Below are 16,227 nucleotides of genomic sequence, written 5' to 3'. Positions count from 1 at the left end.
TGGACGTTCGTTTGTTTTTCGCTAAAACTTATGGTAACTTAATTCTGATTAATAAACTGACAAGGAGGTTGTATTTATGAGTGTACATATCGGAGCAAAAAAAGAAGATATCGCAGACAAGATTTTACTACCAGGTGATCCCCTTCGCGCAAAATATATAGCAGAAAACTTTTTAGAAGATGTTCAGCAATATAATGAAGTAAGAGGCATGTACGGTTACACCGGGACATATAAAGGAGAGAAAATTTCTGTCCAAGGAACTGGAATGGGTGTTCCTTCAATATCGATTTATGTTAATGAACTGATTCAAGAATATGATGTACAAACATTAATTCGAGTAGGTTCATGTGGAGCTCTACAAAAAGATGTAAAAGTACGTGACGTAATTTTAGCATCCACTTCATCTACAGACTCCCAGATGAATCGTATGACGTTCCAGGGCATTGACTATGCGCCGACTGCTGACTTTGACCTATTGCATAAAGCTTATAAAGCCGGTGAAGACAAAGGTCTAAATTTACGAGTAGGAAATGTGTTCACAAGTGATAGCTTTTATCGAGACAATGCGATGGAGTTATTTGAACTTCTCGCCAAGTACAATGTATTAGCTGTTGAGATGGAAACGACAGCACTATACACATTAGCTGCGAAATTCAACCGCAAAGCATTATCTGTGCTTACTGTAAGTGACCACGTACTAACTGGGGAAGAAACGACGGCACAAGAACGACAAACGACATTTAATGATATGATCCATGTCGCATTAGACGCTGCTATTCAATAAGCTAAAAAAGTTCTGAATCCTTCCATTCAGAACTTTTTTCATACTCACGAAGAGTACTTCCACTCATATGATGACAACATGGAGGTGATTGTAGAAAATGGAAAACAACCACTATGTTGTCCCATACTTAAACTCCCGAACGTTTCCTGATGTTGATACTACCCAATTTACAGAATCGGCTGTTGTCTTTCAATCCCTTATGGTTGATGCTAAAAAAATTGTAGATCGATTTGCAGAATCAAAACAGTTTGCCCACGATGTTATGTCTGCTGCTCAAAAATCTGAATATGATAAAGTTAAACAGATGATTGAAAATACAGGTCTTAAACATCCAGTAAATATTACGTTTAACCCTGACAATCTTCACCTAACATTATTGGCGAAAACAGCGGATATTGATTGCTGCAAATTAGAGATGTCTATCCATTGGTAACGTCCCCCTAACAATTGTTAACCATTGCACAAAAATGGTTGACAATAAAAGATTCCCCCCTTAAGATTTGATATAGGAGGTGGGAATGTGACATATTCAAATCAAAGACAAGGTTTTAAAACAGTTGAATTAACGATGGGGGCCCTTTTTGTAGGATTGATGGCCATTGGGGCTAATATCGCCATCTGGTTACCTTTCTTAAAAGTGTCAATCGGTGGCGCAAGTGTCCCCATATCTTTACAAACTTTCTTTGCTACTCTGGCAGGCTTAATGTTAGGAAAACGTCTCGGGTCCTTTTCGATGCTTGTATACCTTTGTGTTGGCGCAGCAGGTATTCCAGTATTTGCCGAAATGAAAGCAGGAATTAGTACATTCGCTACTGGAACTGGAGGATTTTTACTCTCATTTATTTTCGTCGCTTGGTTTGCAGGATGGGTTGTTGAAAAAAGCCAACGATTGTCTCCGTTTCCTACATATTTCCTTGCTTCTTTAGCTGGTCTAATGGCAAATTATATGATTGGTACAAACTTTTTATATGTTGCATTAATCGGCTGGATTGGAGTAGAAGCATCCTATACGGCAGTATGGTTAGGAATGGTGCCGTTCTTTATTAAAGATTTTGCTCTAACATTTTTTGCCGCATCATTAGCAGTAGCACTTGTAAGTAGGGTTCGTACTCCTTTACAGTCATCTACAGTTAGATCATAAAATAAAACCACTTTGAAAGGTGGTTTTTTCTTTAGTTTCGTTCAATGTTAAAATTATAGTGATCAAAAATAAAGCACATGAATGTATTACCCATTCATGTGCTAACACTATAAACATCAATTATTCCTTAGCTTTTTGAATTTGTTCACGAAAAACCTGCATTGTTTCATCTTCATTTAATTCATCTAATACTTCTGTAGTTAGTGACCCATTACCTTTTTCGATAATGTATACCTCAACTTCTTGCTTACCCCATTCTTCGTATACAGCGTCAACCGTTTCATAATAAAGGTCAATTTTATTTCCTTTAATTGCACCACCTTTATCCGCAACTACTCCGTATCCATAACCTGGAATAAACAGAATGGTTCCTATTGGAAATACGTTTAAATCAGCTGCAATCGTTGAGTATAAATCACGTCGAACCTCTACCCCTGAAAACGTAATTCCGTATTGTGGGTGGTCTGGACCCTTCCCAGTTGATTCTGGTCCAGCTGTATATCCTGTGGCTACTACCCTTTGGGAGGGATATTGGGATACATCAATATATTCTTCTAATGTCAAATCCACTTCATCACCAGATACGTATCTTGCTTCTACATTTTCAGTGTTTAATGATTTTAGCTGTAAGTTCGTCTCTTTCGGATTATACTCGTTTACTTGTATGGATGGGTGTTCAATTTCTGTAGTTTTTTTCTCTTCTACCCAAACTTTTAAGTCACTTGCGGTTATGTTGGACATTGAAGAATAGGTTGTAAAGACAGCCCCCATAATAAATATGCTGTAAATTACAGCCCTAAAAATCTCCATCGATAACACCTCTCTCGGTGTCATCCTGTCCATTAATAATAGCTTTTATACATTTTTTACACAATAAAGCTTTTAAAAAGATTAATATGTTAGAACATTTGATATCCGTTTGCTCGAAGGGTCTTGATCACAATTCCGGATACAATTGTACCGACAAAACCAGCTGTTAAAAAGACGATATCTAATAATTCTAGCCTTACCACTTGTAACCATAACTCTGGGAATGCCCAACCTGGATCCGTAAAATATTTTCCAAAGGGAAAATTATCAACGATGCCGATTACGATAATGGGATAAAAAAAGGCCATAATCCATGTTTGACGTAGTAGCATATTAAGTAAAAAGGCTATTCCAAAAAATAAGACGAAATATAAAATCGTCCCTACAAACAAATGCAATATATTCAAGGCATTTCCCCCCTAACTTCCAACTTCAGTCCAAAGCCTATTTTATAATACTATACAAAAAAAGCAAAGGCAGACTTACCGCCTTTGCTTTTATCTTAATCGTACAAATTATTTAAAGATATTAAATTTACCTTTTTTCAGTAATAGTCCAACTCCACCTAGCTTAAGTAGGTAACGGTTATCAATCACTTTCTTCATTACAGAAGCTGTCCAACCGAATAGTTTCCTCTTACCGAAAATAACGCCAATCGCATCTCCTTCACCGATAGATGCAACTGTACCTAAAATCTCAGGTTTGAAGTGTTTTAGTTCATTGCTCCCCCGCACTAATGCCTTAATGTTATCTGATGCTACGTAGGACATTTGAATCGCAATTTGTGCAGTCGGTGGATATGGGCGTTCCGTTTCTTCATTCATAATTAACGCACAATCACCAACGATAATAACATCGTCATAGTTCGGTGCACGAAGGTCAGGGCGAACTGGAACTCGTCCACGATTTACTTCAAACCCTGATTTTTCTACAATCGTACTACCTCTAACACCAGCAGCCCATACGAAGTTATTTGTTTTAATGAGTTCCTGTTCTCCATCTCTCTCAACAAGGATTCCTTCAGGTGTTACTTCTTTTATCATTGTACTAAGCATAAATTCTACGCCTTTAGCCTCTAGACGCTTAACCGCATAGTCAACAAGTTCGGAATCAAATCCAGCCAATGCTGATGGACCAGCCTCTACATTAATGATACGTACTTTGTCCGGATCAACATCGTACTCTTTACATAGTTCTGGAACACGATTAGCCATTTCCCCTACAAATTCAATCCCAGTAAAACCAGCACCACCTACCGCAATCGTAATTAATTCAGGGCGGTCTTCAGGTTCATTGTTATATCTAGCGAAGTTATATTCAATATGGTCACGGATAAGTCGAGCACTGTTAATGTTTTGGATTGTAAAGGCATGCTCTTCAATACCTTTAATACCAAAAGTAGCTGTTTCGAAGCCTAGTCCTACAACAAGGTAGTCATACTCTAATTCTCCATCTTCGAGCTGAACCTTCTTATTATCAGGATCAATTGATACGACAGTATCTTGTACAAAATTAACTTTGTTAAAATCCACTACATCCTTAATCGGAATACGTGTCTGGTCATGGTGGATTGTACCTGCTGAATTTTCGTGTAACCATGTTGTTTGATAGTGATAGTCATGTTTGTTTACAAGCGTGATGTCAACTTCGTTCGTTCCGAGTGTTTTTTGTAGGCGGGTTGTAGTCATCATACCGCCGTAGCCTGCACCTAAAATGACAACTCTTGGCTTCCTCATTATCATCACTTCCATTTATCAATTTTGTTTATAGCGTGTGCATGAACGCTAAAATCATTTGCTTGTGACATAATTCACGAACATAAGCATAAAAAAAATAATTTCTATAAATGATGAAAATGTCACAAAATCGTTAAAAATGTATTACCTAATGACAATCATAGAACTTTTTATTTTATATTTCAACCCTTTAAATTCATTTCAAATCTTTCTTACTATTCCAATTATTCGAATTAATTAGAAAATATATTTTCAATTAAAACATAAATGTCTTCGAATATGCTAAAATAGGAGAGGTGATGTATTATATGTATAAGTATTTTAAGAAATGGGGGAATGATTATGACGAATAAAGTATATGACATTACAATAATCGGTGCAGGTCCAGTAGGATTATTCACGGCATTTTATGGTGGTATGCGTCAAGCCAGTGTCAAAATAATCGAAAGTCTGCCCCATATTGGAGGACAGCTATCGGCCCTTTATCCTGAGAAGTATATATACGATGTAGCCGGTTTTCCAAAAGTTCGTGCTCAAGAATTAGTTGATAACTTAATGGAACAGGCAGGCCAGTTTGACCCAGCTATTTCATTAGAGCAATCGGTAGAAACGATTGAAAAACTGGAGGACGGTACGTTTAAGTTAATAACAAGTAAGGAAGAACATTTCTCTAAGGCGGTCATTATAACTGCCGGAAATGGTGCATTTCAACCACGTAAGCTTAAGCTGGATAATGTAGAGCAATTTGAAGGAAAGAATTTACATTATCACGTACAAAACATGGATGAATTTAAGGGAAAGAAAGTAGTCATTTGTGGTGGTGGCGATTCAGCTGTGGATTGGTCCCTTATGCTAGAACCAATAGCCGAACAAGTTACGTTAGTTCACCGTCGTGATAAATTTAGAGCCCATGAACATAGTGTAGAACAATTAAAGTCTTCCTCTGTTGATATTAAAACTCCATATGTTCCAGTTGAATTAATTGGTGATGATGAAATTAAACAAGTTGTGTTAAAAGCTGCAAAAGGTGACGAAACGTTAACTGTTGACGTTGATGCAGTTATTGTTAATTACGGCTTCGTTTCATCACTCGGTCCTATTAAAGAATGGGGACTTGAAATTGAAAAGAATAGTATTGTCGTAAATTCGAAAATGGAAACAAACATCCCGGGCATTTATGGTGCAGGTGACATTTGTACATATCCTGGCAAGGTAAAACTTATAGCTTCTGGTTTTGGTGAAGGCCCAACGGCAGTGAATAACGCGAAAGCCTATATAGACCCAGACGCAAAAGTTCAACCAAAACATTCAACAAGCTTATTTTCAGAATAATCGATATAAAAAAGTAGCCGTTCGGCTACTTTTTTTTAATATTAATAAGTTTCTTTTGATATGAGCGCTTATTTCTTTTAATGAAAAAGACGTTCACATCAAGTAAAGAGCATTTTCATTAGGTTATATATAAACCTCCATCATGCTACATTGAGTTTAAATAAAAAAGCCTTTTTAGCGTTTGGCTAAAAAGGCCATTATCTTAACTTCTCATTAACAATTTTCCGGAGTTCCTTCATTTGTCGCCGTTTTAAATGATGTTCCACACCCACAAGATATAATCGCATTCGGATTATCAATTGTGAATCCGCCACCCATCATATTTTGTTTAAAATCAATTGTTGTGCCATCAATTAAAGGGACATCTTCTTTTCTCACAACAACTGGTATTTCGTTAGATGTAAAAGTCATATCTTTGTCGTCAACATCGTAATCAAAGCCCATAGAATAGGATAAGCCACTGCAACCTCCACCCTTTACCCCAAAGCGAAGGTGAACTTTTTCAATATCCTCATCTACCATCATATCTTTAATCTGTAAACTTGCATTATCTGTAATGTTTACAACCATTTTTTTCATCCTCCTTACGAATAATATATTAAGCTCTTCGTCTTTCTTCAATCATACGAAGAGAATGGTTTGATGATTACCTATTTGTTATTCCCAATGAAACGTTCCTGTCACCACGGTTTGCGCTGGACCTCTCATGGAAACACGTCCATCTTTATTCCAAGTAATGTACAAATCTCCACCACTTAAATGGACACACACTTCCTCCCCTATATCGGAGAAGCCATTGAGGATTGATGCAACAACAGCTGCACATGCACCTGTACCACAGGCCTCGGTAATCCCTGATCCCCTTTCCCAAACGCGAAAATTCAGTTCATGTTTACTTACTACTTCTACAAATTCAACATTAACTCCTTCAGGGAAACGGTAGTCATCCGTAATTATCGGGCCAAGTCGGTGTAATGGAGCATCCTCTATGTTATTTACAAAAAATACTGCATGTGGGTTTCCCATAGAAACCGCCGTTATATTTAATTGTGCTTCATCGATCACAAAAGGTTCATTTATAATGCGCTCCCCTTCGTTACCTGTCATCGGGATTTTTTCTCTTTCTAAACGGGGCTCGCCCATATCAATCGTAATGTCAGATACTTTGCCATTTTCTACATGCACTTCTGCATGTACGACACCAGATTTCGCTTCAATGAAAAATGATGTTTTGTTGACAACTAGTTGATAATCATAGGCATATTTTGCAACACAGCGCAAACCATTTCCACAGTTCATGCCTTCTGAACCATCTTTATTAAAAATACGCATTCCTACATCTGCTATTGAAGAAGGAGTAATTAAAATTAAGCCATCAGAGCCTATTCCTGTGTTTACGTTTGAGACAGTTTTGGCCAATTCAGGTAACTTTTCCTCTGCAATACGCTCTGTAAACATATTTACATATATATAATTATTTCCTAATCCGTGCATTTTCGTAAAAGTAATATCCACGCCATCCACTCCACTTTCAGTATAATCCTATGCGATACTGTATTAAAACAGAGGATTTTCATCTAAATGTTGATATATATTATGAACAAGTTCTTCAGCGCTTTCAGCTGTAACACACTCCCCGTTTACTATAGCAAACATAGATTGTGCACAGATTCCACAGTGACTCGTACAACCATACTCCACAACATCGAGACTTGGATCTTTTTCTAGCTGTTCTAGCGCCTTTTGTGAACCACTTGCTAAGTTGTTAACACAAAATTCTATAATGGGATTCACCAGATACACTCCTTCATTCACTAGGTCTTGTTGGATGAATCGTTCAACTCAAAATGCTATCACATTCAGTGCTGAAAATACAATTTATCAACTTAATTCCTATTCGTTTAAGATTGTGCATGTAATCCTTTTTCCTCTAAAATACGATAGATTGTTTTTAACTTCGGGTTTCCTTCCCCGGCAATTTCATCGTCTACCAGTACAACTGGATAAAACAAGTCCTCTTCAATTACACGTCGGGCAAATTGCTCGTGCTTTTCAACATTTGGCGGAGCAAAAATATCCACATATTCATATTGGACAGCATCAGCCCCATACTTTCGGTCTATAGCTGCTTGTAACCATTCATACGTATCCTTTGAACTTGGTAGGTTGACACAACTTGCACATAGTTGTTCAGCTCCATAAACTGTAATACTGATCCCATTTCCCATCATTCATCCCCCCTGTTCGTAAAGAACCTTTATATTCATTTTACAAAAGCATTGAAAAAAGATAAAATGTTTAACGTTCTTCATAATATAAATATAAAAACAAACATAGTCCTGAATAGATTTTTTCTGTAAAAAGTTTTATAATTGGAGTAGTTAAGAAAGGAGAAGATGGCCGATGTTTGAACAAGTCCAAGAAGTGATTAACAAACTACGTCCATTCTTACTGCGAGACGGTGGGGATGTTGAATTAGTAGAAGTTGAAGATGGCATTGTACGTCTTCGTCTTATGGGAGCGTGCGGAAGCTGCCCAAGCTCTACCATTACATTAAAAGCAGGAATTGAACGTGCGTTAGTTGCAGAGGTTCCTGGAATTAGAGAAGTAGAACAAGTATTTTAATGAATTAAGATGAAAAAACAGCTGGTAATTACCAGCTGTTTATTTTTATTCCACATGGCGCAACTGATAGTTCTAACCAATCAAAGTCTGGATGATCATGCTTCCATGTTTCCATGTTTTGTTCACTTACTTCTTTTGGACAAATACTAATTAATGTTGGTCCAGCCCCACTTAAGTAAGTACCATAAGCTCCTTGCTCTTTCATATATTTCACAATGTCATCAAAATAAGGGATAAAATGTTTTCGATATGGTTGATGAAACAAATCGTGTTCTATTAACCTGCCAAAGGTAGAAAAATCTCCTTGAAATAAAGCGGCAACAGATACGTTTGCCACTGCACTTGCACGAACACTCTCTTTATAAGGAAGAGATTGGGGCAATACTTCCCGAGCTGTTTTGGTTGCTAATTCAAACGCTGGGACAACCGCAACAAAACGGATATCCTCAAAATCCTCTTTTTGTACATAAATAAACTCATCATTTACGACATGCCCAACTATATATCCTCCTAAAATGGATGGAGCAACATTGTCAGGATGACCCTCTATTTCTGTCGCATAAACTGCTTTTTCATACGGAGTTAGTCCTAAATTCAAAATTTGATTGGCCAACTCTACACCTGCTGCAATGGCCGTCCCACTACTACCTAACCCTCTGGCAACTGGGATTTCACTTTTTACTTCAACCCGATGTGCAGGCAATTCATGATAGTGGTATTGTTTCGCCACATATAATGCGCTTTGATAAATAATGTTTTCTTTATCACTTGGAATCGATGCTACATTATGTGTCACAGGAACGAATTCCCAATCATCATGCGGTTGGCAAGATATGGTTAAAAATAACGATACCGCCATACCGATTGAGTCAATTCCTGGCCCTATATTTGCTGTACTAGCAGGGACGATTATGTCAAAGCCTCCCTTTTTCATTGGGTTACACCCCTGCTAATTGCTTTCACAATTGCACCATGATCGTTCGGTAATACTTGTGGGCGAATATCACTTTGATCTACAGCTGTTGTTGGATCCTTTAATCCGTTTCCAGTTAACACACAGACAACCGTTTCACCTGATTGTAATGTTCCTTCTCGTTTTGCTTTCATAAGCCCAGCAATAGATGCACATGAAGCAGGTTCTGCAAATACCCCTTCATTTCTAGCAAGCCAGTTATACGCCTGTAAAATTTCTTCATCTGTCACAAGGTCGATTTTGCCGTTCGATTCAGTCGCAGCTTGCACAGCACCATTCCAACTAGCCGGGTTTCCAATCCGGATAGCGGTCGCAATTGTTTCCGGTTGTTCAATCACCTCATCCTTGACAATTGCTGCTGCACCTTCAGCCTCATATCCTCTCATAACCGGTAAACCCGTATTATTTTTTTCATGATATTCCTTGAAACCTTTCCAGTATGCCGTAATATTGCCTGCATTTCCTACAGGGATGAATAAAGAATCAGGAGCTTTCTCCAATTGATCACAAACTTCAAAAGCAGCCGTCTTTTGCCCTTCAATTCGGTATGGGTTCACAGAGTTAACAAGTGTTATCGGCTCTGTTTCGCTCAATTCTCTTACTGCCCTTAGTGCATCATCAAAATTCCCTTCAATGGCATATATGTCTGCACCATACATCACCGCTTGTGCAAGCTTTCCTTGTGCAATTTTGCCATCAGGAATTACGATAACACAATCTAGTCCGGCCCTGGCAGCAAAAGCAGCTGCTGAAGCTGAAGTATTACCTGTAGAAGCACAAATGACACCTTTCGCCCCCTCTTCTACCGCTTTTGCCATCGCCATTACCATCCCCCGGTCTTTAAACGAACCAGTAGGATTTAACCCTTCGTACTTAGCATATACTTCTACATTCAACTCTTCAGAAAGTTTATCAAGTTTGACTAATGGGGTGTTTCCTTCATAAAGTGTTAAATTCGGTGTTTTCGCATTAATCGGTAAAAATTCTTTGTAATGATTCAAAAGCCCCTTCCAAGCCATCATTTATTCCCCCTCTTCCACACGATACACACTTTTCAGGTTGCGAACAGCTGGTAAATCCGTTATTTGTTGAATAACCGAATGAATTTTGGCCTTACTGGCTTGGTGTGTAACAAGAATAATTTCTGCCGTTCCCTTTGATTGATCTGGTACTTGGGATATCTTCGCAAAGCTAATGTCCGCATTTGTGTATATGTTCGTGATTTCCAAAAATGTTCCTGCAATATCGTCAACTTCTAACCGGAAAAAATATTTCCCAAACATTTCTTCATCGGTTTGCAATTCTTTCTCATATAACGGTTTAACATAAGACTTCCCTGTAGTTCCTAACGAGATATTCTTTACGACTCCAATTAAATCCGATACGACAGCTGAGGCAGTCGGTAAGCTTCCTGCACCCGGCCCGTAAAACATCGTTTCTCCAACCGCATCACTATATACGTATACTGCATTGTATTCGTTTTTTACAGATGTTAAAGGATGATCAGATTGTAGTAATACAGGCTCTACACTAACCTCCACTCTACCATTATGTCGGTTGGCAAATCCTAGAAGTTTCATCGTATACCCTAATTGCTTCGCCAACTTTAAGTCTTCTAATTCAATATTACGGATGCCTTTTACATCAACATCTTTTAAATCAATAGGCATGGAGAATGAAAGTGTTGACATTAAGGCAATTTTACGTGCTGCATCTAAGCCATCAATATCGGCACTTGGATCTGCTTCAGCGAAACCAAGTTCTTGCGCTTCTTTTAGAACATCATCAAATTGGCGCTCCTCTTCATCCATTTTCGTCAATATGTAATTCGTCGTACCATTGACAATCCCCATTAGTTGGTTAATCCGATCAGCAATTAATCCTTCCTTTAACGTACGAATGATTGGAATTCCACCTGCTACACTAGCTTCGTAAAAAATATCTCGGTTATGCTTTGAAGCCAGATGAAAAATTTCCGATCCGTATTCAGCTAACATATCCTTATTTGCTGTTACAACATGTTTACCGTTTTTTAACGCTTCACCTACTAGTTCATATGCTGATTTCAAACCACCCATCACTTCAATTACAACATCTATACTGTCATCATTCACAATATCTGTAACGTCTGTTGTCAATACATCTTCTGCGATTTGCAATTCACGTTCTTTTTCTATGTTATTGACAAGGATTTTTTTCACTTCTAAAGAACATCCTGTTTGATGAAACAGTTCTTCCTGGTGCTCCCGTAATATTTTTACAACACCTGTTCCGACAGTCCCTAACCCGCATAAACCAATGTTAATTTTATTCAATCCTGCTCATCTCCTTTGTTCCCCTCAAAAGAACAATTGTTTATATATAGTGGTCATTATAGCGTGACAGAAGGGAAAAAGGCAACCCTAAATTTCAAAAAAGCTTGCCCTTTATTTTGGCAAGCTTCTTGTTCCTTCTATACTGGAGTTTTTGCAGCCTTTCCTTGTAAAACGAGTTGAATATTTTCTAATGTTAATTTCATCATCGTATATCTCGTTTCATAAGAGGCTGAACCTATATGAGGTAAGGCCGTAACATTAGATAAAGTAAGTAAAGGGTGGGACGGGTCAACTGGCTCTTCACGGAAAACATCTAAACCTGCTGCCGTTATATCACCGTTTTTCAAGGCATCATATAAAGCATCCTCATCGACAGTTGCTCCTCTGCTCGCATTGACGAAGATTGCACTATTTTTCATTTTTTGGAAGGCTTCACGATTAAATAAATCCTTCGTTTCCGGTGTTAAAGGGGTTAAGCAGACAACATAATCAGATTGTTTTAATAGATCATCAAAAGATGTGTACTGCGCTTCTAGTTCCGCTTCCGCACCTGGTTTCCTTGAACGATTATAATATAGAACGTCCATGTTAAATCCCTTCGCTCTTCTGGCAACTGCTTCACCAATGCGCCCCATTCCTACAATTCCTATCGTCTTACCATAAACATCCGTACCTGCTAAAAGAAGTGGAGACCATTCCTTCCACTTACCTTCTACTACATAACGATTTGCCTCGACTAATCGCCTTGCAGACGCCATTAAAAGGCCAAACGTTAAATCTGCTGTTGTTTCCGTCAACACATCTGGGGTATTGGCAACAACAATCCCCTTTTCCTTTGCATACTCAACATCAATGTTATCAAACCCTACCGCTAAGTTTGCTATGACTTTTAAATTCTTTGCTTTATCAATCGTTTCACGATCAATTCGATCTGGTAGTGTCGTAAATAACCCATCAGCTTTTTCAATTTCACGTTGTAATGTACCCGAATCAACCGGAGTTTCTTCATAAGGCCATACGTGAAAGTCCCAATCGTTCTTATATGGTTCTAAAACTTCTTCGGGAATTTTTCGCGTTATGTAGACATATGGTTTAGACATTACAATACCTCCTATTACAATGTTATCTATAAATAGTAGCACAAGTTTGACAATTCAAACAATTATTTTGCCAACCATTCAACAGCAGGAACCGTATCGTCCTTCATTCGCGAAGAAATTTCCTCAAATAATGTTCGTAAACAATATTCATATTCCGTTTGATAGTCAATCCAACTTTTCAACTGTTCATGTTCATAATCTCCAATTCGTTCCATGCTTAAGATCTTCTTACTGTAATCTACAACATGAATAGGAAACAATAGCCTTGCATATAATAATCGCCAGCCAAATGAACTGATCGGCCGAAACTGTTCATATGTCTTTAAAAATTGTCCGACTGTAGAAAGTCCTTTTCGGCCTCTAGTTAAGAAAATATGTCGTATAAACTCGGCTAAATCTCTCGTAGGATGATCATGTACGAGCCGATATGGCAGGAGAAAATGCTGGTTAGGATAGGGCGAAATTCGATCAGTAGTAAAGACTGGTTGATCATATTGATTAAACTGATGATTACTTTCAGTTTCTTGTAAATATTGAATTGCATTTTCGGCAATTCCGATAAAATAAAAGGATGATTCAATCCACGTACGTTCCCATTTCGTAATGGCGTCACGCTCCATTAAAATGTTTTTGACCACGTCCATATGATCTGTAATATGGGACCAATTTTCTTTCCATTGTCCGTAACGAGATAAAAAAATGGGACTGTAAGGATATTGTTGCCCAACCGTATGAAAAGACGATAGAAAATGGGCTAAATGGGACTGTTTCCCATTGTACCGTTGTTTCACATGACATAAATACCCGGTATTTTGTTGATCAATGGGAAAAATAAATGTGTCATTATTTGTAAAGACCGGCACAGCGATATGACGATAACCTTGCTCTACTAAATAATTTGAAATAACGTGCTGTTCCATGATTGTATCTTCATCAAGTTCATTAGCTAAACATACAATTGCCCAACCATCTTCTACCCGGTATACATAATGACTTTGAAAGTAGGTTTGGGTACCAAACTGGAAAGTAAAGTATTGCTTCAATACTTTGTGCATAACATTCCCCCCTCATTTTAAGAATTGAATCCTCTTTGTGGAATGTTTACAGGAAACAAAACCTATATTAAATATATGCGTACTATTGAATCTCAATGAATAAGGTGGTTGATTATGAGTAAGAAAGAAATGCGTCCAATTGAAGCAAAAGCGAGAGAATGGCTGAAGGAGCGAGGCGTAACGATTCGTGATATTGCAGAACTAGTCCATTATTTACAATCCCCTTACCACGATCAATTAGATATTGAAACATGTGAACACCACATTGAACGTGTTTTAGAAAAGCGTGAGGTACAAAATGCAATCTTAACTGGAATTCAGTTGGACATTTTGGCAGAAAAGGAACTATTAGAAGAACCTTTACTTAGTACGATAAAAGTTGATGAAGGATTATATGGAATTGATGAAATAATGGCTCTATCTATCATCAATGTTTATGGTTCCATCGGTTTTACAAATTATGGTTATATCGACAAACAAAAGCCTGGTATTTTAGCTAAATTGAATGACAAATCCAGTGGTAAATGTCACACTTTTTTAGATGATTTAGTAGGAGGAATTGCTGCGGCAGCATCAAGCCGACTTGCACATAGTGCCCAAGGTGAAGAATGGTAAATAAAACCCCCAATCGATGATTGGGGGTTTCATTTTACGATAATGTTTTTTCGATCCATTCTTGTAAAGTGGAGACTGTATAAGTAGGTTGGTGCGCGACACCCTCTAAATCTTCTTTCGAAGTAACACCACCGAAGACAAGCAGTGTGTCCATTCCTGTTTGAATTCCCGCTAATATATCCGTATTATAGTTATCACCGACCATAATCGTTTCGTCAACTGTTAACCCAAGTTTCTGTAATGCTAATTCCATTATTAAAGATTCGGGTTTTCCAATGAATACAGGTTTTACACCCGTCGAAACCGATAAAACCGACGTAAGGGATCCATTCCCCGGGAGCATCCCACGTTCAGTTGGGATTGCTACATCACCATTAGTGGAAACAAATTTGGCACCATTTCGTATGTTTAAACAGCCTTTTGCTAATTTTTCATAAGTAATTCCGCGATCAATCCCGACAACTACAAAGTCTGCACTTTCTTCTACTAATGTAGCATCTACAGTTTCTAGTGCATATCGCAACCCTTCCTCACCAATCATATATACCCTAGGATTGTTATGTTGTTGGTTGATATATGCTGCTGTAGCCATACTCGTTGTAAAAATTTGTTCAGTTTGTGCGGGAATTCCCATACTTTGCAGTTTTTCAGCAACTTGTTCCGGTTTTTTCGAAGAATTGTTTGTTACAAACAGATGTGGAATATTCCGTTCTCGTAAGGCGTAAATAAATTCTTTGGCATATTCGATCGGTTCACTTCCTCGGTACATTGTTCCATCTAAGTCAATTAAATAACCACGGTAGTCTTTCATTACTGTTACTCCTTTTATATAAGTCATTTTTCATTCGAGTTAGAAAAGGCAGATACAGGACCAGGTTCCTCATCCAAATAACGACGAATTTGCTGAGAAAACTGTTCAATTTTAGGTAAATGCTCAAGCATAACTTTGGTTAATTGTTCATGGTCTATATCGATATAATTACGTACTAGCATTTTACGGAGTCGAATAAGCTCCTTATAGGCGCTTTTGCTTTCGTGTGGCAGAACTTTTTCGTCAATGAGGATATCGATAATGTCTTCATAGCTACCTGGGTCACGCATAATGAACCCATCTATCATCATATTACCTACATCAATAATCCCTTCAATTGTATTTTGTACAATACGCTCCAAACTTAATTTATGTAAAAAGGTGTCATTTTGGAGATCAGGGAATTGCTGTAAAATGGCATCAATGTATAATAACGTTTTTTCTAATTTATCCCGGTTAACAAAATACATTTACGTTCCTCCTACCATACAGAATCTTAACATACATAATAGCACATTCGTTTCATTTCAAGAAAGAAAGACCATTTTTATTATTGTTAAAGATTTGCTATCATTACTATATTATATTCATTAGTATAAAATGGAAAGATATTGTTAGAACGAAAAAGGAGATGATATGGCATGGTTGAGGAGCGCTTTTTTTTATATGATGAGACCGAGAATACAGAGGTTCGCTATGTTAGCTTTATGGGAGAGGCAAGTCGTTACGACATCGCGGTAATGTCCACTGATCGCTACTATGGAAAGAAAATAGTAATCGACATACAAGGGAATCGGTTTGCCATTATTGGAGCTGATGATTTAAAAGAACCTGGTTATTTAGAGCATACGTTTAATTTATCGGAAATTGAAGCGGATGAACTGCGTGAGTTTTTGTATGAAGTAATTATCTAACCTCCTGCACATAATA

Annotated in this window: 21 protein-coding genes; 7 read left to right on the top strand and 14 right to left on the bottom strand. The window is 37.8% G+C overall.

The window, feature by feature from the left end; all coding sequences use genetic code 11:
• The first annotated feature begins 76 nt into the window (after positions 1-76).
• From deoD to NLW78_RS13080, 3 genes are all read left to right on the top strand, one after another.
• Positions 77-784: a purine-nucleoside phosphorylase gene (gene deoD / locus NLW78_RS13090; protein WP_254497594.1), complete on the top strand. Its 708-nt coding sequence runs from the start codon at positions 77-79 to the stop codon at positions 782-784.
• A gap of 97 nt (positions 785-881) precedes the next feature.
• Complete coding sequence (locus NLW78_RS13085; protein WP_254497593.1) at positions 882-1,217, top strand: YuzC family spore coat inner layer protein; 336 nt, start codon at positions 882-884, stop codon at positions 1,215-1,217.
• Positions 1,218-1,304: 87 nt separating this feature from the next.
• The gene (locus NLW78_RS13080) at positions 1,305-1,925 is read left to right on the top strand and encodes a biotin transporter BioY (protein WP_254497592.1); all 621 of its coding nucleotides are present in this window, start codon (positions 1,305-1,307) and stop codon (positions 1,923-1,925) included.
• Positions 1,926-2,045: 120 nt separating this feature from the next.
• Here NLW78_RS13080 and spsC read toward each other — a convergent pair whose 3' ends face one another.
• The 3 genes from spsC to NLW78_RS13065 all read right to left on the bottom strand — a co-directional run bounded on the left by spsC (position 2,046) and on the right by NLW78_RS13065 (position 4,471).
• Complete coding sequence (gene spsC, locus NLW78_RS13075; RefSeq protein WP_254497591.1) at positions 2,046-2,735, bottom strand: stationary phase survival protein SpsC; 690 nt, start codon at positions 2,733-2,735, stop codon at positions 2,046-2,048.
• An 89-nt stretch (positions 2,736-2,824) separates the two neighbouring features.
• Positions 2,825-3,136 (bottom strand): YuiB family protein, encoded by a 312-nt coding sequence (locus NLW78_RS13070; RefSeq protein ID WP_437181978.1) that lies wholly within the window; start codon positions 3,134-3,136, stop codon positions 2,825-2,827.
• A gap of 114 nt (positions 3,137-3,250) precedes the next feature.
• Positions 3,251-4,471, bottom strand: a complete 1,221-nt coding sequence (locus NLW78_RS13065; protein ID WP_254497589.1) for an NAD(P)/FAD-dependent oxidoreductase — start codon at positions 4,469-4,471, stop codon at positions 3,251-3,253.
• Positions 4,472-4,813: 342 nt separating this feature from the next.
• Between NLW78_RS13065 and NLW78_RS13060 the strand changes: the two genes are divergently transcribed.
• Complete coding sequence (locus NLW78_RS13060; RefSeq protein ID WP_254497588.1) at positions 4,814-5,803, top strand: NAD(P)/FAD-dependent oxidoreductase; 990 nt, start codon at positions 4,814-4,816, stop codon at positions 5,801-5,803.
• 213 nt (positions 5,804-6,016) lie between these two features.
• Here NLW78_RS13060 and NLW78_RS13055 read toward each other — a convergent pair whose 3' ends face one another.
• The 4 genes from NLW78_RS13055 to NLW78_RS13040 form a co-directional block, all read right to left on the bottom strand.
• Positions 6,017-6,373 (bottom strand): HesB/IscA family protein, encoded by a 357-nt coding sequence (locus tag NLW78_RS13055; RefSeq protein ID WP_254497587.1) that lies wholly within the window; start codon positions 6,371-6,373, stop codon positions 6,017-6,019.
• Between the two features lie 87 nt (positions 6,374-6,460).
• Positions 6,461-7,318, bottom strand: coding sequence for a diaminopimelate epimerase (gene dapF, locus NLW78_RS13050; protein WP_367617686.1), 858 nt, complete (start codon positions 7,316-7,318; stop codon positions 6,461-6,463).
• Positions 7,319-7,360: 42 nt separating this feature from the next.
• Positions 7,361-7,597 carry a YuzB family protein gene (locus tag NLW78_RS13045; protein WP_254497586.1) on the bottom strand — a complete coding sequence of 79 codons (237 nt, stop codon included), beginning with the start codon at positions 7,595-7,597 and terminating at the stop codon, positions 7,361-7,363.
• A gap of 107 nt (positions 7,598-7,704) precedes the next feature.
• On the bottom strand, positions 7,705-8,031 hold the full coding sequence (locus tag NLW78_RS13040; protein WP_254497585.1) for a YuzD family protein: 327 nt from the start codon (positions 8,029-8,031) through the stop codon (positions 7,705-7,707).
• A 175-nt stretch (positions 8,032-8,206) separates the two neighbouring features.
• Between NLW78_RS13040 and NLW78_RS13035 the strand changes: the two genes are divergently transcribed.
• Entirely contained in the window at positions 8,207-8,428 is a 222-nt protein-coding gene (locus NLW78_RS13035) for a NifU family protein (protein ID WP_254497584.1), read from the top strand.
• A gap of 28 nt (positions 8,429-8,456) precedes the next feature.
• On the opposite strand, the gene thrB is transcribed toward NLW78_RS13035, so the two are convergent.
• From thrB to NLW78_RS13010, 5 genes are all read right to left on the bottom strand, one after another.
• On the bottom strand, positions 8,457-9,362 hold the full coding sequence (gene thrB / locus NLW78_RS13030; protein WP_254497583.1) for a homoserine kinase: 906 nt from the start codon (positions 9,360-9,362) through the stop codon (positions 8,457-8,459).
• Complete coding sequence (gene thrC / locus NLW78_RS13025) at positions 9,359-10,420, bottom strand: threonine synthase (protein WP_254497582.1); 1,062 nt, start codon at positions 10,418-10,420, stop codon at positions 9,359-9,361. Before thrC ends, thrB begins: the two co-directional genes overlap by 4 nt.
• 3 nt (positions 10,421-10,423) lie before the next feature.
• Positions 10,424-11,716 (bottom strand): homoserine dehydrogenase, encoded by a 1,293-nt coding sequence (locus NLW78_RS13020; RefSeq protein ID WP_254497581.1) that lies wholly within the window; start codon positions 11,714-11,716, stop codon positions 10,424-10,426.
• Between the two features lie 137 nt (positions 11,717-11,853).
• Positions 11,854-12,816: a 2-hydroxyacid dehydrogenase gene (locus tag NLW78_RS13015; protein ID WP_254497580.1), complete on the bottom strand. Its 963-nt coding sequence runs from the start codon at positions 12,814-12,816 to the stop codon at positions 11,854-11,856.
• Positions 12,817-12,878: 62 nt separating this feature from the next.
• Positions 12,879-13,871 carry a YutH/CotS family kinase-like spore coat protein gene (locus tag NLW78_RS13010; protein ID WP_254497579.1) on the bottom strand — a complete coding sequence of 331 codons (993 nt, stop codon included), beginning with the start codon at positions 13,869-13,871 and terminating at the stop codon, positions 12,879-12,881.
• A gap of 114 nt (positions 13,872-13,985) precedes the next feature.
• Between NLW78_RS13010 and NLW78_RS13005 the strand changes: the two genes are divergently transcribed.
• Positions 13,986-14,486 carry a phosphatidylglycerophosphatase A family protein gene (locus tag NLW78_RS13005; protein ID WP_254497578.1) on the top strand — a complete coding sequence of 167 codons (501 nt, stop codon included), beginning with the start codon at positions 13,986-13,988 and terminating at the stop codon, positions 14,484-14,486.
• Positions 14,487-14,520: 34 nt separating this feature from the next.
• Here NLW78_RS13005 and NLW78_RS13000 read toward each other — a convergent pair whose 3' ends face one another.
• Entirely contained in the window at positions 14,521-15,297 is a 777-nt protein-coding gene (locus NLW78_RS13000; RefSeq protein ID WP_254497577.1) for a TIGR01457 family HAD-type hydrolase, read from the bottom strand.
• Positions 15,298-15,320: 23 nt separating this feature from the next.
• Positions 15,321-15,767 carry a DUF86 domain-containing protein gene (locus NLW78_RS12995; protein WP_254497576.1) on the bottom strand — a complete coding sequence of 149 codons (447 nt, stop codon included), beginning with the start codon at positions 15,765-15,767 and terminating at the stop codon, positions 15,321-15,323.
• Between the two features lie 171 nt (positions 15,768-15,938).
• Here NLW78_RS12995 and NLW78_RS12990 point away from each other — a divergent pair, with 171 nt between their 5' ends.
• Positions 15,939-16,211, top strand: coding sequence for a DUF3055 domain-containing protein (locus NLW78_RS12990; protein WP_254497575.1), 273 nt, complete (start codon positions 15,939-15,941; stop codon positions 16,209-16,211).
• The last annotated feature ends 16 nt before the right edge of the window (positions 16,212-16,227 follow it).

The organism is Salirhabdus salicampi, assembly GCF_024259515.1.
In the GTDB taxonomy this organism is placed as follows: domain Bacteria; phylum Bacillota; class Bacilli; order Bacillales; family Alkalibacillaceae; genus Salirhabdus_A; species Salirhabdus_A salicampi.
This window is presented reverse-complemented; position numbering and strand designations above follow the sequence as displayed.

Coding starts and splice junctions, on each gene's coding strand:
- deoD (WP_254497594.1), top strand. CDS start 77: ATGAGTGTACATATCGGAGCAAAAAAAGAAGATATCGCAGACAAGATT.
- NLW78_RS13085 (WP_254497593.1), top strand. CDS start 882: ATGGAAAACAACCACTATGTTGTCCCATACTTAAACTCCCGAACGTTT.
- spsC (WP_254497591.1), bottom strand. CDS start 2,735: ATGGAGATTTTTAGGGCTGTAATTTACAGCATATTTATTATGGGGGCT.
- NLW78_RS13065 (WP_254497589.1), bottom strand. CDS start 4,471: ATGAGGAAGCCAAGAGTTGTCATTTTAGGTGCAGGCTACGGCGGTATG.
- NLW78_RS13060 (WP_254497588.1), top strand. CDS start 4,814: ATGACGAATAAAGTATATGACATTACAATAATCGGTGCAGGTCCAGTA.
- NLW78_RS13055 (WP_254497587.1), bottom strand. CDS start 6,373: ATGGTTGTAAACATTACAGATAATGCAAGTTTACAGATTAAAGATATG.
- NLW78_RS13040 (WP_254497585.1), bottom strand. CDS start 8,031: ATGGGAAATGGGATCAGTATTACAGTTTATGGAGCTGAACAACTATGT.
- NLW78_RS13035 (WP_254497584.1), top strand. CDS start 8,207: ATGTTTGAACAAGTCCAAGAAGTGATTAACAAACTACGTCCATTCTTA.
- thrB (WP_254497583.1), bottom strand. CDS start 9,362: ATGAAAAAGGGAGGCTTTGACATAATCGTCCCTGCTAGTACAGCAAAT.
- thrC (WP_254497582.1), bottom strand. CDS start 10,420: ATGGCTTGGAAGGGGCTTTTGAATCATTACAAAGAATTTTTACCGATT.
- NLW78_RS13015 (WP_254497580.1), bottom strand. CDS start 12,816: ATGTCTAAACCATATGTCTACATAACGCGAAAAATTCCCGAAGAAGTT.
- NLW78_RS13010 (WP_254497579.1), bottom strand. CDS start 13,871: ATGCACAAAGTATTGAAGCAATACTTTACTTTCCAGTTTGGTACCCAA.
- NLW78_RS13005 (WP_254497578.1), top strand. CDS start 13,986: ATGAGTAAGAAAGAAATGCGTCCAATTGAAGCAAAAGCGAGAGAATGG.
- NLW78_RS13000 (WP_254497577.1), bottom strand. CDS start 15,297: ATGAAAGACTACCGTGGTTATTTAATTGACTTAGATGGAACAATGTAC.
- NLW78_RS12995 (WP_254497576.1), bottom strand. CDS start 15,767: ATGTATTTTGTTAACCGGGATAAATTAGAAAAAACGTTATTATACATT.
- NLW78_RS12990 (WP_254497575.1), top strand. CDS start 15,939: ATGGTTGAGGAGCGCTTTTTTTTATATGATGAGACCGAGAATACAGAG.